Source organism: Flavobacterium suaedae, assembly GCF_014642915.1.
Classification (GTDB): Bacteria; Bacteroidota; Bacteroidia; order Flavobacteriales; family Flavobacteriaceae; genus Flavobacterium; species Flavobacterium suaedae.
The window spans coordinates 239,716-255,355 of sequence record NZ_BMJE01000002.1; the positions used below are offsets into that span (position 1 = coordinate 239,716).

At 34.9% G+C, this 15,640-nt stretch carries 13 protein-coding genes; 4 read left to right on the forward strand and 9 right to left on the reverse strand.

Translation table 11 applies throughout. The features are described from left to right. Window positions 1-10: 10 nt before the first annotated feature. A complete protein-coding gene (locus tag IEW45_RS04050) occupies window positions 11-916 on the reverse strand; it encodes a GYDIA family GHMP kinase (protein ID WP_188619949.1) in 906 nt (301 codons plus the stop codon). Next, entirely contained in the window at window positions 917-2,260 is a 1,344-nt protein-coding gene (locus tag IEW45_RS04055; RefSeq protein ID WP_188619950.1) for a hydroxymethylglutaryl-CoA reductase, degradative, read from the reverse strand. It abuts the gene before it with no gap. Window positions 2,261-2,423: 163 nt separating this feature from the next. On the opposite strand from IEW45_RS04055, the gene IEW45_RS04060 reads away from it, so the two are divergent. The 4 genes from IEW45_RS04060 to IEW45_RS04075 are packed head-to-tail and all read left to right on the forward strand — an operon-like array spanning window position 2,424 to window position 8,733. Continuing rightward, on the forward strand, window positions 2,424-4,595 hold the full coding sequence (locus tag IEW45_RS04060; RefSeq protein WP_188619951.1) for a S9 family peptidase: 2,172 nt from the start codon (window positions 2,424-2,426) through the stop codon (window positions 4,593-4,595). Between the two features lie 4 nt (window positions 4,596-4,599). Next, the gene (locus IEW45_RS04065) at window positions 4,600-6,429 is read left to right on the forward strand and encodes a peptide MFS transporter (RefSeq protein ID WP_188619952.1); all 1,830 of its coding nucleotides are present in this window, start codon (window positions 4,600-4,602) and stop codon (window positions 6,427-6,429) included. 26 nt (window positions 6,430-6,455) lie between these two features. Continuing rightward, complete coding sequence (locus tag IEW45_RS04070) at window positions 6,456-8,213, forward strand: peptide MFS transporter (RefSeq protein WP_188619953.1); 1,758 nt, start codon at window positions 6,456-6,458, stop codon at window positions 8,211-8,213. 55 nt (window positions 8,214-8,268) lie between these two features. After that, complete coding sequence (locus IEW45_RS04075; protein ID WP_188619954.1) at window positions 8,269-8,733, forward strand: thioredoxin family protein; 465 nt, start codon at window positions 8,269-8,271, stop codon at window positions 8,731-8,733. An 8-nt stretch (window positions 8,734-8,741) separates the two neighbouring features. Here IEW45_RS04075 and IEW45_RS04080 read toward each other — a convergent pair whose 3' ends face one another. From IEW45_RS04080 to surE, 7 genes are all read right to left on the reverse strand, one after another. Next, the gene (locus IEW45_RS04080) at window positions 8,742-10,754 is read right to left on the reverse strand and encodes a ComEC/Rec2 family competence protein (protein ID WP_188619955.1); all 2,013 of its coding nucleotides are present in this window, start codon (window positions 10,752-10,754) and stop codon (window positions 8,742-8,744) included. Between the two features lie 61 nt (window positions 10,755-10,815). Then, complete coding sequence (locus IEW45_RS04085) at window positions 10,816-11,424, reverse strand: hypothetical protein (protein ID WP_188619956.1); 609 nt, start codon at window positions 11,422-11,424, stop codon at window positions 10,816-10,818. A 30-nt stretch (window positions 11,425-11,454) separates the two neighbouring features. After that, window positions 11,455-12,126, reverse strand: coding sequence for a C40 family peptidase (locus IEW45_RS14805; RefSeq protein ID WP_229665889.1), 672 nt, complete (start codon window positions 12,124-12,126; stop codon window positions 11,455-11,457). A gap of 61 nt (window positions 12,127-12,187) precedes the next feature. Further along, window positions 12,188-13,303: a lipid-A-disaccharide synthase gene (lpxB, locus tag IEW45_RS04095; protein ID WP_188619957.1), complete on the reverse strand. Its 1,116-nt coding sequence runs from the start codon at window positions 13,301-13,303 to the stop codon at window positions 12,188-12,190. 118 nt (window positions 13,304-13,421) lie between these two features. Beyond that, window positions 13,422-13,958, reverse strand: a complete 537-nt coding sequence (locus tag IEW45_RS04100) for a DUF5004 domain-containing protein (protein ID WP_188619958.1) — start codon at window positions 13,956-13,958, stop codon at window positions 13,422-13,424. A 164-nt stretch (window positions 13,959-14,122) separates the two neighbouring features. Then, window positions 14,123-14,650: a lipocalin family protein gene (locus tag IEW45_RS04105; protein WP_188619959.1), complete on the reverse strand. Its 528-nt coding sequence runs from the start codon at window positions 14,648-14,650 to the stop codon at window positions 14,123-14,125. 79 nt (window positions 14,651-14,729) lie between these two features. Next, window positions 14,730-15,506 (reverse strand): 5'/3'-nucleotidase SurE, encoded by a 777-nt coding sequence (gene surE, locus IEW45_RS04110; protein WP_188619960.1) that lies wholly within the window; start codon window positions 15,504-15,506, stop codon window positions 14,730-14,732. Between the last annotated feature and the right edge of the window lie 134 nt (window positions 15,507-15,640).

Consider the following 15,640-nt stretch of genomic DNA (forward strand, 5'->3'; position numbering starts at 1 on the left):
ATAAAGAATATTATAATATCATTTCGCTATACGGTACTATAGTAGTGTAACCTTTGTCTTTAAAGTATTGTATTGGGTTACTTTCTGTAACTGCCATTATAAAGTCGCCACCCCAAGCACCAAGACTTTTTAGTGTGCCTTCAAAGTCAGGGAAAAGCCGCTCTTTTACAGTTGGTGTGTCTAATACTGACGACATTAAAGCCTCATGCTGTCCTAACAGTTCTCTGAAACTGTTTAAGTTGTTAGCAGTGATAATAGCTTTTGTTATACTGCTTATTTCAGCAATAAAAGAACCCTCATTTTTTGCTTTTTGCCTGTATGTTTCAATAGCACTACGGCTGTTTTGCTTTTCATTTAAATAAACAAAATATAATTTACCAGTAAATGCAGGGTTGAAGTTTATAGATTTAACTATGGGTTTTTTATCTTCTATGTGGTATAAAATAGGAGTATTGTTTTGCGCGCAGGCAATATCATAACCACTACCGCCAAAGCTATCCCATAGTAGTTGGAAAGCATCAATTTTAAACCATTGGGCAATATTGTTTATTAATGTTGAAGAGGTACCTAACCCCCAGTTGCGGGGAAAAGTAAGTGTAGTGGTAACCTTATACCCTTGTTTTAATAGTTCAGGGTTTGCTGTATGGGCAGTATGCAGTATTTCAACAAGTTTTTTGGTTATAGCATTATCTCCAATATAGTTGTTGTTTTTTATTTGCGCTATTGCTATGGTATCTTCAAACCAAATGCTTTCATCAGCATCAAAACTTGTCCAGTGTAGTATTTCTTCTTCCGAAGTCTCTACATGCAAATATTGTCCTGTTTTTGTAGGTAATGCAAAACTTTTTGCACCATCAAGAACAGCATATTCTCCGGTTATTAATAGCTTTCCGTTACTGTAAAAACACTTCTTCAACTATTGTACTGTTTGTTTTTCGGAATTCTCTTTTCTAAGCTCTTCTATATAGTTTACCGCAGCAGCATGACTTACCGTGTTGGTCTCAAAATGCTTAACGGCTTTAAGTTTTTCTGTTTCTGTAGCTTTTAGCTGATTCAGGATGTTCATCAGGTGCATTTTCATGTGTCCCTTTTGTATTCCTGTAGTAGTAAGCGAGCGTAGTGCTGCGAAGTTTTGTGCCAGTCCGGCTACTGCAACAATCTGCATTAATTCTTTCGCTGATGGCTTTCCTAACATTTCCAGTGATAGTTTAACCATAGGGTGTAAAGAGGTAAGTCCGCCAACTGTACCCAATGCGAGTGGCACGTCTATCCAAAACCTGAAAATGCCATTTTCTACAGTAGCATGCGACAGGCTGGAATAACTTCCGTCTTTCGAAGCATAGGCATGAACACCTGCTTCTACAGCACGGAAATCGTTACCCGTAGCAATCACTACGGCATCAATACCATTCATTATACCCTTGTTGTGGGTAACGGCTCTGTAGGGCTCCTTTTCGGCTATGGTAACCGCTGTTATAAATTTTTCAGCAAAATCTTCCGGTGAGATATTTTTATCTTCATTCAAATCTTCAACAGGGCAGGATACTTCGGCTCTAACAATACAATTTGGTACGTAGTTAGAAAGTATACTCATTACTACCTGTATTTGCTTTTCTTCTTCTGTAAAAGCAGTATGTTGCTCGGCTTCGCTTTTTAATATCTCAGCAAACTTTTCCAAGCAGGAGTTTATAAAGTTAGCCCCCATACTGTCTATAGTATTAAAGGTGGCATGAAGCTGATAGTAATTGTCTAAAGCATCGGTTTTGTCACGTAAAACTATATCACGAATACCCCCGCCACGTTTTTCCATGTTTTGGGTAAGGGTTGATACCCCTTCAATAAGTTTGTTTTTTACAGCAGTAAAAAAGCTTTCAAGTTTACTTTTGTCACCTTTGTAAATAAAGTGTACCTGTCCTATTTTTTCAGTATCAAGTACTGTAGTTTTAAAACCGCCACGTGCTGACCAAAACTTTGCTGCTTTTGATGCCGCAGCTACAACAGAACTTTCTTCTATTGCCATTGGTATAGTAAAATTCTTACCGTTAATGTTGAAGTTTGGTGCTATACCCAGCGGTAAATAGAAGTTCGTGATGGTATTTTCAATAAACTCATCATGCAGTTTTTGTAAATCTGCATCAGAATTCCAATATTTCTTAATCAGGTTTGTGGCTTCTTCGGGGTTAGCGAAGTATTCTTTGGCAATCCATTCAATCTTTTCTTGTTTGTTTAATTTGGAAAACCCCGCGACTGCTTTACTCATTTTCAGAATATTAATATAGTAGTGCTGCAAAGATAGCGCATTACGCCTGTATTTACTAAAAATAATGCATCAGTACTTTAACAGGATAATTTCATTTAACAAAAAAAACACCCGATAATTCATAAATTTTTATTAAAATTGGGGGTTTTTTACCTTATACGAAATGATTAGCATTAAAAGAGTACTTTTTTTATTATTACTTATAGCCACGCCGGCTTTAGCACAACGAAATATTACACTTGAAGAAATATGGAGTGGAGCTTTCCGCACTCAGGGAATGTATGAATTGCATTCTATGGAAAACTCTAATCAATATACCGTACTCGATGTAAATTGGGCTACAGGAAATTCTAGCGTGGATTTATACGATTTTAAAACGCTGGAGAAAGTAAGTACACTGATTAGTTCTAAAGATTTTGCTGAACTTAATTCGATTGATGCATTTACATTTAGCCCTGATGAAAAGAAAATGCTTATCGCTACGAATACTCAGCCGATATACCGTCATTCTTTTTTTGCAGAATATTATATTTACGATATTGCAACAAAATCATTAAAAAGTGTAGCTGATATTCCAATTCAGGAGCCTGTGTTTTCAGCAGATAATTCAAAGGTTGCTTATGCTCATGCTAACAACTTATACTACTATGATGTAGCAACAGGTAACACCCAAGCTATAACAAAGGACGGAGAACGTAATGCTATTATAAATGGTATAACCGACTGGGTTTACGAAGAGGAATTTGCTTTTGTGAGAGCTTTTGACTGGAATAAAGCAGGCGATAAAATAGCCTACATTCGTTTTGATGAGCGCGAAGTGCCTGAGTTTACCATGGAGTATTATAATATGGGGCTATACCCATATCCGTACACTTTTAAGTACCCTAAGGCAGGTGAAAATAACTCGAAAGTTTCATTACATATTTACGATGTAAAAACAGGAACTACTAAACAAATAGCACTTAACAGCTTTAACCCGTATTACATTCCGCGTATAAAATGGACTAATGATGCACAGACTTTAAGTGTGCAGTTAATGAACAGACACCAAAATAATTTAGACTTAGTATTTGTAGATGCAAATACTGGTAAAACAACAGGCGTACTTAACGAAACAGACAAAGCGTATATTAATATAACCGATAACCTTACTTTTTTAAAGGATAATAGCTTTATATGGACAAGTGAGAAAGATGGATATAATCACATATACCACTATAACGAAAAAGGTAAACTGATAAAGCAAATAACAGAGGGCAACTGGGAAGTAACAGCGTTTTACGGTTTTGATGACAGAACAGGAAATGTATTTTACCAGTCCGTAGAAAATGGTTCTATAAACAGAGATGTTTACAGTATTAATATTAACGGAAAACGAAAAACCCGCCTAACACCAAATGAGGGAACTAATGAAGCTACTTTCAGCCCTGATTTTGATTACTTCATAAATTCATATTCCAGTGCAACTACACCTCCGGTTTATACACTTCATGAATCGAAAAAAGGAAAACTGGTAAAAACTATAAAAAATAATCAAGGTCTTGCTAATAAATTAGATAAATATAACCTGCCTAAAAAAAAGTTTACGGTTATAACTACACCAAAAGGGCATGAATTAAATGCATGGATGATTAAGCCTGCTGACTTTGACCCGAATAAAAAATATCCGGTATTTATGTATCAATACAGTGGTCCGGGTTCTCAGGAGGTAAGTAACCAATGGCATAGCTATAATGACTATTGGTTTATGATGCTGGCGCAGCAAGGTTATATAGTAGCATGTGTAGACGGTAGGGGTACAGGTTTTAAAGGCGCTGCATTTAAAAAAGTAACTTACAAGGAACTTGGAAAATATGAAGTAGAAGACCAAATAGACGCTGCGAAAGTAATTGGTGGATATGATTATGTTGATGAATCGCGAATTGGTATCTTTGGCTGGAGTTTCGGAGGCTTTATGTCATCTAACTGTATATTGAAAGGTAACGACGTGTTTAAAATGGCTATTGCTGTAGCTCCTGTAACCAACTGGCGTTTTTATGACACTGTTTATACAGAGCGTTATATGCAAACACCGCAGGAGAATGCATCAGGTTATGATGAAAACTCACCAATAAACCATGTAAAAAAGCTAAAAGGTGATTACTTGTTAGTGCATGGTTCTGCCGATGATAACGTACATTTACAAAATACAATGCTAATGGTAGAAGCATTAGTACAGGCAAACAAACAATTTGACTGGGCTATTTACCCTGATAAAAACCATGGAATATATGGCGGAGCTACAAGGCTGCAACTATATACTAAAATGACAAACTTTATAAAAGAGAAGCTATAATTATATGTCTACAATTACAAAACAACCACATCAAAAAGAACTTTTCGGACATCCTGCGGGATTATTTATATTATTTTTTACCGAAATGTGGGAGCGTTTTTCCTACTACGGAATGCGTGGTATATTAACCCTTTATATTGCTACTTCCGCTACTGCTGTAGATCCTGGATTAGGCTGGACTAACAAAGATGCACTTTGGCTTTACGGCTGGTATACTATGCTGGTTTATGTTGCATCGATACCCGGAGGGTGGATTGCAGATAAGTTTTTAGGACAGAAAAAAACCGTAATGCTTGGCGGTATCCTTTTATGTATTGGTCATGGGGTGCTTGCAATACCGGAAAGTTGGGCGTTTTTTACAGGTCTGCTTCTTATTATTTTAGGTGTTGGGGGCTTAAAACCCAATATTTCTACTATGGTAGGAGGCTTATATAAAGAGGGTGATATTCGCAGGGATAACGGTTTTACTATTTTTTATATAGGTATTAATATTGGGGCATTTTTGGCAAGTATATCAGTTGGACTGGTTGCTTATAAATATGGCTGGCATTACGGCTTTGGGCTTGCCGGTATTGGTATGCTATTAGGGCAAATTGTATATATATGGGGTCTTCGCTACTTAAAAGGTGTTGGTGAATTTTCCGGAGGTGCAGAAGTTTCTGAAGCTGAACGTGAAGCTGCTAAACGTCCGTTAAGTAAAATAGAGAAGGACAGAATAGTGGTATTACTAATATCATTCCTTATAGTAGTAGTATTTTGGGGTGCTTTTGAACAGGCAGGAGGGTTAATGAACCTTTATACTGATGCTAAAGTTAACCGTACTATTGGTTTGAGTTGGCTGGAAGAAATTCCCGCCGCAGTATTCCAGTCACTTAATGCAGGTTACATCATTATTTTCGGAACTGTAGTAGGTGGTTTTTGGTTATGGATGAAGAAGAAAGGTAAAGAAGCTTCATCTTTATATAAAATGGCTATAGGTACTATAATTATGGGGCTTGGTTATGTGTTTATGATGTTTGCCTCTAAAGAAGCCAGTGCTGAAGTATTTGGTAAGGCAGCTATGGGTTGGGTGTTTTTAGCTTATCTTTTCCATACTATAGGAGAGCTTTGTACTTCTCCTGTAGCATTATCATTTATAACTAAATTGGCACCGTTAAAATATGCTTCTATTATGATGGGGGTTTATTTTGCTGCTACAGGATTTGGTAACAAGTTAGCAGGAAGTATTGGTGAATCTTCGCAGTTAGAGCCTTTTGGAGGTAAAATGGTAGTTTCTAAGCAAGAGGTAATACCATTTATGAGTAAAGACTCTATTCCGGTAAAAAACGCTAAAAAAGAGATTGATACTATCTATGACTATCCTATTAACTTAGATAAAAACTTTAGTATTAAGAGTGAGGTTTACCTTGCAGATAGTAAAATAGAATTTGACAGAATTGATACCGGTGAGAATCTAAATAATTTATTTCAACTATCCCAAGGAGAAGATTCTAATACTGCTGAACTTAAAAAAGTACTAGAAGAAAACAATGTGACTAAAAATAACCCTTATCATGCAAGATTAGTATTTGAGAAAGACAAAGATGCTGCTCAAAAAACAGAGAATATGGGAGATGGTGAAAATTACGGTGTTTCATTTGTTTTGGAAGAGCAACAAAGTGAACAGGAGTATAAAACTTTTATGTGGCTTACTGTATTTACGGTTGCCTTTGGTCTTTTACTACTGTTGTTCCTTAAAAAGCTTAAGAAGCTTACACATGGAGCTGAAGATAAAGAGCGCGAACTGACACTAGAGGATAATAAAGGACCTGAACTTGAAAAATTTCAGGAGTAATAATAAATTATAGAAACTAATACATAATGGCTACAACAGCATCGAACGACTTTTTTAAATCTAATGTTTTAGGACATCCTGCAGGTTTATTTGTTTTATTTTTTACAGAAATGTGGGAGCGCTTTTCGTTTTACGGAATGCGAGTATTATTAGTAAACTTTTTAACATTTTCTATAATAGGGGATAATCCCGGTTGGGGTTGGCCAACAGAAAATGCTACAGCACTATATGGTACCTATGCTATGTTATTATACATAACACCAATTTTTGGTGGTATTTTAGCTGATAGATATATTGGTTATCGTTGGGCAGTTGTTATAGGTTCTATTATAATGACGCTGGGGCATGCCAGCATGGCAATTGAAACACCACTTTTCCTTTATATTGGCTTGGCTTTGCTTGTTATCGGGACAGGTTTCTTTAAGCCAAATATGACATCTATACTTTCTGAAATGTATAAGGATCGCCCAGAGAAAAAAGATGGTGCTTACACTATTTTCTACATGGGTGTAAATGCAGGTGCTTTCTTTGGAATGATGCTTTGTGGTTACTTGGCTGAATTTGTTGGCTGGAGTTATGGTTTTGGTCTTGCAGGTGTATTTATGCTTTTAGGAACTTTACAATTTTGGTTTGCTAAACCATTATTTGGGAAAATAGGAGAAGTGCCAAATAAAGCAGAGAGACTGGCCGCTGAAGAGGCTGCTAAAGTTTCTAAAAATGAAGAAGAGAAGAGGAATCCTTTTACTCTTGTTGATAAGATTTTAATAGTTGTTACTACTGTAGTTGGCTTAATGTATGCCTTTAACGACCCTCTTTCTAAAATAGGGGATATAAATATTTTCCCTTTTGAAGTTAATGGAGTGGCTGGTCAAAATGTAGTTGTACTAGGTGCATTAATATTGTTTTTAATATTAGTGATATCTCGTATTGTACGTTATACCAAAGTTATCAGAGACAGAATGATAGCGGTTGTTATTTTTGCTTTCTTTACTGTTTTCTTCTGGATGTCTTTTGAACAGGGAGCATCATCTTTAGTGCTTTTTGCCAGAGATAATGTAGATAGAAGCTTAGAAGGTGATTCACTTACCATTTTTAATATTGTCAATACTATATTAACGGTTGTACCGCTAATAATAATAACTTATGTTTTAATATTATTGGCCAAGCAAACATGGAAAAAAATATCTGCATCTAATGTTGTTTTAGCCGTTTGTTTCTTGGGAGTATGGGCATTAGTTATCTGGATGCTATATCAGTATTTTACAGCAGATGAATCAGAAATAACAGTATCTTGGTTTAGTATATTAAATTCATTCTTTATAATTGCTTTTGCATCTTCTGTATCAAAAGTATGGGATAGTAAATATAATCCAAGTGCTGCCGTTAAATATGGTTTAGGACTTATAATTATGGCAATAGGTTTTGGTTTACTTGCTTTTGGTTCTCACGGTGTTGTAGAAGGAGTAAAAGTAAGTATGGTATGGCTGGTACTGGCTTACTTGTTCCATACACTTGGTGAATTGTGCTTATCACCTGTAGGTCTTTCATATGTTTCTAAACTGGTTCCTGCAAGGATGATAGCCTTTATGTTTGGGATGTGGTATTTAGCAATTGCTATAGGTAATAAACTTGCAGCTATTTTAGGAGGAGAAATAGAGAATATTACAAAAGAGTATTCATTATCAACGTTTTTCCTTATTTTTACTATTGTACCTACGGCAGCCGGAATTGTAGTAATGCTCTTAAATCCATTGCTTAAAAAGTTAATGCATGGGGTAAGATAATTTTTCGGCATTGTTTTTGAAAAACAGGTTAACACTAATATTTTAATATATGAATATGAAAAAAATACTATTAACACTACTTATAGCTTTTAGTGCAGTAGCAGTACAGGCTCAGGAAATAAAGTGGATGACTCTTGATGAGGCATTAGAAGCACAGCAAAAAAATCCTAAGCCTATTTTTATGGATGTATATACTGATTGGTGCGGACCTTGTAAAATGCTTGACAAAAACACCTTTCATGATAAAGATGTAGTTGACTACATTAGTAAAAACTTTTATGCTGTAAAATTTAATGCAGAAGGTAATGAAAGTGTTACATATAAGGGGAAGAAATATTCTAATCCTAACTATGTGGCAAACAGGAGAGGTAGAAACTCGGTACACGAGTTTACATATTTCCTTAAAGTGAGAGCTTATCCTTCAATGATGATTTTTGACAGTAAGGGCAATGTGAAAGAACCTATTATTGGCTACCATAAACCTGAGGAGTTACTTGCAGCTCTTAAATCTAAAGTATAAAGAATTTTTTATTCAACTTTATAGAATCCCTTTTCGGCAGTAGCATGAAAAGGGATTCTCTTTTTTCTGCAAGTAGCTTTCCATCGCTGTACATAGCTTTTGTAGTTAGAAGCGTCAGCTATTACTGCTTTTGGTTTTAGCTCGTTCATAACTAAATCTAAATTTATTTTAGGAGAATGAGTTAGTAGCAGAATATCAGGACGCATCGTTTTACTGTAAGCCCCCAAACTATCAATTATTAGTATTTTCTTCTGGTTGTACCAAAGCATATTCTTTAGAGGAGCTAAAGTAGTACTATCAATAAAACTACTTTTACTATATGTGCTGATATTATAGTTTTTTTCCGGAGCACTATCATTGGTGTAAAATATAACCCTATTACTATTTTTATATGCTATAAGGTTACTATTCCAATCGTTAAAAACTATAAACTCACTTTTAGATTTGGTATACCATTTAGTGCCGATGTAAACACACTGAAATAGAATAACGCTCCCTAATAGCGCCATACTTTGCTTATAGTTCTTTTTAAACAACCAAAGTATAGTTGTTATAATAATCAGGTAAAGGGAAACCATAAGCGGGGCAGTAAAAGAAATTTCTTTAACTACAAAATCTTGAAAAGAAGCTACCCACTTAATAAAGTTATTCATTATACCGATAATAAGCTTTAGTATGTGTCCTGTTAATAGGGCTAAGTCAGTATAAACGAAATTTAAAACTAATGTTAGTATACCCATAATTAGTAATACTGTTACCAGTGGTATTACCACAATATTAGCAATCGGGAATAGTAGCGGGAACTGATTAAAATAGTATAGGCTTAACGGTAATACGCCAAGTTGTGCTACAAATGATATTGCAACAATATCGATAAAATAATTTACTGCTTTATATTTAGAGATTCTTATTTTTTTGTAGAGCGGTTGCATCCATACTATTGCAAAAACGGCTGCATAACTAAGTTGAAAACCTACATCGAAAAGAAAGTTAGGCTTAGCAAGTAATAGCACTAGCATAGAAACAGCTATGGTATTAAATATATTGGTGTTCCTGTTAAAGTACAGCCCAATACTAACAAAGCTAAGCATTACAACAGCCCTAACGGTGGAAGCAGCTAACCCTGTTATAATAGCAAAACTCCAGAGAAAGACAATTGTAATTAATAATTGTAATAACTTTCCTTTCTTCTTTAATCTGTTTAAAGGCTTTAAAATAATGCTGAGGAAGTAAAATAATATACCAATATGCAATCCTGATATCGCCAGTATATGTATTACACCTGCATCTATATAATTTGTTCTGAGTTCTTCGTTTATATCCTGACGTTGCCCTAATAATAATGCCTTTATAATATTCATAGTTTCTGCACTGAAACCATGTTTGCCAAAACTCCTGATAAGGGAACGCCGCAACTCACCTTTATAAAAGTCAAAGTTTTTAATTTGCTCTAACTTTACATAATTACCTTTTAATTTAACTTGATGAAAAACATTCTGCTTAGCCATATAGGTAGCATAATCAAACTGATTAGGGTTTAGTGCTTTTGTAACCGGTTTTGGTTTTTCAATTAAAGCTAATGCATCACCAGGATATAGCAAACTGTTATCATCATCCAGTGCTATTGTAAGTAATAGCTTGCCCGTAGCAGGTTCGCTATTTACAGTTTGTATTTTAAAGAAGTACTTTTCGTTATAATCGTTAGGTTTTAACCTCTCTGAAATATACCCTTTAATAACCGGGATACTATCATTTTTAGCTAGTAAATACGAGTAATGGCTAGGGTTGTTTGGTGCATAGTGTAGCGAAAAAGAGAGCATGCCTAAGCAGAATGCAAATAACCATGATAGTATAGCAAAAAATGGTTTTTGTACTAATGATTTAAGTGAAAAGAAATAGCTGGCCACAGTAAAAATAAAAGCAAAAATTGTAAGCCCTACAACCAATGGCTGATTTAGCATAGAGTGATACGCTATACAAATGCCGAGCACAAAAAATAGCGTAATTCGTATTATAATCATTAGCTATAGTTGGATGTTTGCTATAGCCAAATATAATAACCGTTATATTAAGATAGTATTATTATTCGCCTTCTGTTCTGCTGAAGCTTAAGTCCAGAATAACAACTTTATTGATATCGTTTAAGTTTAATACTGATAATGTCCGCTTTCTTAACTTTTTCCCTAAAAAAGTAGCGTATGAGATATAGATGTCATACTTTTTAGAGTTGGTGTTGTCTACATTGTTAGAGTGTATTAATGCTGCTTGCTCATCATTATTTATAAAGTTTTGAAACGCTATAAGTTCAGTGTCATTTTTTAATACTACATAATCTTCAACTGTACCATTCTTAATTTCATTCACATTGGCTTCAGTATCTTCAAAACAGTCTAAATCATATACAACACCATTTTCTCTGTTTTTAATAAAAGTGCGCGGTACAGAAAATTCATTGATAGCTTTTTGGGCAGTTTCAATAGAATTTTCTCCTGTATTTTTAATAACAAAGACCTCGATAGGGTATTTGTCCGATTCTAAAAAAGGTTCATAGTACTTTAATACTTCAGTAGTGTCACGTACTTTTATTTCCCCTTTCCCAATGCCATAATACATTCGTGCTAATGTTTGGCATGAATTGAAGCAAAGAAGAATAGCTATTAGCAGTGATGCTAAATAAAATAGTTTTTTCATGCAGAAATTATTAGTTGGAGTGGGTGAGGGTTAGTTAGTAACAACCCTGTTAGCTTGCACAAAGCTCTTTCTGTAATAAGGTTCGTTAAGGGAAGATATTGTAACGCCAAGCTGTAGTGAAGCATGAATAAACTTAATGTCACCTTCAGGGCTTACTTCAGTAACCAGCCCTACATGATTTATTCGTCTTCTTCTCGGGTTGTTATCAAAAAACAGTAAATCGCCTTCCTGAACTTCACTAAGTTTTATTTTTTTACCTGCTTTAGCCATTTCGTAAGATGTTCGGGGTAGCGTTATATCACAGGCTTTAAAACTGGTATATACCAGCCCGCTACAGTCCATTCCTTTTTTAGTGGTACCACCTGTTTTATACTTAACACCCTCATACTTCATAGCTTTATTTACTACCTCAGTATTAAAGCCGCTATTACTAAAATCAGAAACGTAATCATTATCATTACCGTAATCTACACCTTCAATTTCAATTATTTCATCTCCTATAATACGGTCGCCCGGAGCATCATCGTCATATTCCTCATAGCTCACTTCAATATCTTTTTGTTCCTCAAAAGAGCTTTCTTTTGAATAGGAGTAGGTGCCGTTTTCTATAGCCTCTTTTTTAGAGGTTACAATTGCAGATTTTTTTGATGAGCAGGATGCTAATGTAAATACAGCAAGAAATATATATATAAACTTTTGCAAAGTGATAAGTGTTTTCAGTTCAATAAAAGCAAATATAAATATTTTTAAAATCCGATATAATTTACGTTGTTAAATGTTTAATTATTAACTGAGCAGTTTTAGCACTTGCACCTTCGCCACCCAATTTACTTTCAAGTAAAGTATATTCTTTAATTAGGTTTTCTCGGTGTTTAATGTCTAGTATTTTTTGTAGCTCTTTTTTAAGGTTCTTATAGTTAAGTTCGCCTTGTATAAGTTCCTTAACTACCTCTTTATCCATAATAAGGTTAACGAGCGAGATGTATTTAAGTGTAATAATACGCTTAGCAATTTGGTAAGAAATCCAGCTGCCTTTATAACAAACAACTTCCGGTACTTTAAACAGTGCTGTTTCCAGTGTGGCAGTTCCTGAGGTTACAAGCGCTGCGTGAGCAATACTTAAAAGGTCGTATGTTTTATTACTTACAAAATGAACATTCTTTTTATCGAGAAAAGTTTCGTAAAACTCATATTCCTGACTTGGTGCACCGGCAATGACAAACTGATAATCAGGAAAATCATCTACTACCGAAAGCATTATAGACAGCATTTTAGTAATTTCCTGTTTACGGCTTCCCGGTAGTAAAGCTATAACAGGTTTGCTGTCAAGGTTATTCTCTTTTTTGAAAAGCTCTTTGTCAGTTTCAGGCCTGTTATGTATGGCATCAATTAGCGGGTGACCAACAAATTCTACCGGGTATAGGTGTTTTTTTTCGTAGAACTCTTTTTCAAAAGGCAGTATAATATACATTTTGTCAACATCCCGTTTTATAGCCTTAATACGGTTTTCTTTCCATGCCCAAATTTGTGGAGAGATGTAGTAATGCGTTTTAATACCTTGTTCTTTAGCCCATTTGGCAATGCGCATATTAAAACCGGGATAGTCAATAAAAATTATAGCATCAGGTTTAAACGAAAGTATGTCCTGCTTACAAAACTTAATATTATTAAGTATAGTGCGCAGGTTTTGTACTACCTCCGCAAACCCCATAAAGGCTAAGTCACGGTAATGTTTTACTAATTTCCCGCCGGCTTGTTGCATAAGGTCGCCACCCCAAAAGCGAATTTCAGCCTGTGGGTCTTGTTTGTAAAGTTCCTTCATTAGGTTAGAACCATGCAAATCGCCAGATGCTTCACCTGCTATAATGTAATACTTCATACCATTTAATTATTACCCAAAAATAGTGTTTATTTTTCGTTGTATATAAAAAGAAAAGCCTGCACAATTTTGTGCAGGCTTTTTTTAACTATTATTTATTTTCAGATATGAACTGAAATTATTGTTTTGTGAAAACAAGGCTTGCTCCTACAAAAGAATAAGTAACCTCACCATTTTCTTCAACAGGTACATCAACAAATTCAGGTAGTGTTAATGTAAGTGTATTGTTTGATAATGCTAACGGAATACTTTCGGTACCTCCTTCGCCGTCGCTTCCTGTTATTGTAACGGTATTTCCTGATACAGCGTAAGTCCCTACTTCAGGAGTTGCTTCTACACAGTCAATACTGTATTCGTAAGAATCTTCAGTACCTATTACTAAATCCAAATCAATTTCAAGTTCTTCAATATTAATAGTTGCTACATTATTAGAGCTAAACACAAAGCTGGAATTACTATAGCATCCGCTTTCTGAAATCATGTCAGTAGAAACTGTGCCATCATTGTTAAGGTCTGCTCCTTCGTTTAAAGTAAATGCTGTAAGTTTCCAGGTTCCTTCAATTGATGCAGAACCTCCGTTAGTTTCGCTACTGTCGTCATCTGAACAAGAAATGCCCATTAAAGCTACAGCAGCAAGTGCAATAAATTTTTTCATAATGATAAATTAAAATGTTATTTATGTTAGTTAAATGTAAAACTAATGTAAAATTTCAATTAAAAAAACATTCTTGCAACTATGTTGTTAGTTTTTAACTGAATAAAAAAATCCTGTACTATATAGTACAGGATTTATAAATTATGATTATTCTTAGGTCTTAATTACTGTTTTGTAAAAACAAGTGTTGCTCCTACAAATGAGTACGCTATATCATCGTCATTATCTGAGATAGGTAAGTCAGAAAGTTCAGGGACAACCACTGTTAAAGTGTTGCCTGATATTGTAAAGTCAAGCGTTTCTGTACTGCCGTCTTCATATTGAAAAGTTAAAGAGGTATTGTCGCCCGAAACAGTATAAATGGTTTCCTGGGCTGTAGACCCAAGGCACTCTACTGTAATATCATAATCGTTAGTACCTTCAATTTGCTCTATCTCAATGTCAATTTCCTCAAAGTTAACAGTCGCAGTATCATCATTGTTAAATGTTATAGTAGAGTTACCAAAACATTCAGATTCAGCAATCATGTCAGTTGTTGCTTCACCATCGCCATTAATATCAAGTCCCTGATTTAATTCAAAAGAAGTAAGCATCCATGTGCCTTCTACAGAAGTAGTTACTTCATTAGTATCATCATCAGAACAGGAAAAAACCAACATGGCTAGTGCAGCCATAGCAATAAACTTTTTCATAAGCATTTTTATTTTTTGTTTAACTCAAATATAATCAAAAAATAACAAATTTAAAATGTTAGGCTTTATCGCAAGGTTTCTAACTGTTAAGTTTCCAAGAGTTTAATTGTTGCATAGCGTGGTAAGCAGTAAGGTCATACTGTACCGGTACTACAGATACATACCCATGCGCAAGAGCCCACTCATCAGTATCTTCACCATCGTCCATATTAACAAATTCACCTGTCAGCCAGTAATATTCTCTTCCGTGTGGGTTAGTGCGTTTGTCAAAACGTTCTTCCCACATAGCATTTGCCTGTCGGCATATTTTTATTCCTTTTATATCTTTTTCTGGTAGTTTAGGCAGGTTTACGTTTAGTATTACACCTTTTGGTAAACCTTGTTCCAGTACTTGTTTTGCAATTTTTTTAATAAAAGGTTTGCTTGGTTCAAAGTCTGCATTCCAATCATAATCCAGTAAGGAGAAACCAATAGCAGGTATACCTTCCATTCCGGCTTCTACAGCAGCACTCATAGTACCTGAATATATTACATTAATTGATGAATTAGAACCATGGTTAACCCCGGATACACATAAATCAGGTTTACGCTTCAAAATTTCCTTAACTGCAAACTTTACGCTGTCTACAGGTGTGCCGGAGCAGCTATATTCCTGTTCAACATCATCATCTATATTAACCTTGTTTATGTAAAGAGTATTATATATAGTTATAGAATGTCCTGTTGCAGATTGAGGACTATCAGGAGCTACAACAACTACATCGCCTATTTCTTTCATTACGCTTATTAAAGCACGTATTCCGGGAGCTGATATACCGTCGTCATTGGTTACCAGTATAAGTGGTTTTTTCTTCATGTAATAGTTATTTCAAAATAAGTATTGTAAATTTACATTTGCTAAAATACACAAATCCTGATTCCTTACGTTAATAAGAGGTAAGTACAGTGTTAAAGAACAATTTTTGGCACAGTTTTTTATACAAACAACTA

Bases quoted from the DNA above. Each gene is read 5' to 3' on its own strand.
- IEW45_RS04055 (WP_188619950.1), bottom strand. From the start codon at position 2,260: ATGAGTAAAGCAGTCGCGGGGTTTTCCAAATTAAACAAACAAGAAAAG.
- IEW45_RS04060 (WP_188619951.1), top strand. From the start codon at position 2,424: ATGATTAGCATTAAAAGAGTACTTTTTTTATTATTACTTATAGCCACG.
- IEW45_RS04065 (WP_188619952.1), top strand. From the start codon at position 4,600: ATGTCTACAATTACAAAACAACCACATCAAAAAGAACTTTTCGGACAT.
- IEW45_RS04070 (WP_188619953.1), top strand. From the start codon at position 6,456: ATGGCTACAACAGCATCGAACGACTTTTTTAAATCTAATGTTTTAGGA.
- IEW45_RS04075 (WP_188619954.1), top strand. From the start codon at position 8,269: ATGAAAAAAATACTATTAACACTACTTATAGCTTTTAGTGCAGTAGCA.
- IEW45_RS04080 (WP_188619955.1), bottom strand. From the start codon at position 10,754: ATGATTATAATACGAATTACGCTATTTTTTGTGCTCGGCATTTGTATA.
- IEW45_RS04085 (WP_188619956.1), bottom strand. From the start codon at position 11,424: ATGAAAAAACTATTTTATTTAGCATCACTGCTAATAGCTATTCTTCTT.
- lpxB (WP_188619957.1), bottom strand. From the start codon at position 13,303: ATGAAGTATTACATTATAGCAGGTGAAGCATCTGGCGATTTGCATGGT.
- IEW45_RS04100 (WP_188619958.1), bottom strand. From the start codon at position 13,958: ATGAAAAAATTTATTGCACTTGCTGCTGTAGCTTTAATGGGCATTTCT.
- IEW45_RS04105 (WP_188619959.1), bottom strand. From the start codon at position 14,650: ATGAAAAAGTTTATTGCTATGGCTGCACTAGCCATGTTGGTTTTTTCC.
- surE (WP_188619960.1), bottom strand. From the start codon at position 15,506: ATGAAGAAAAAACCACTTATACTGGTAACCAATGACGACGGTATATCA.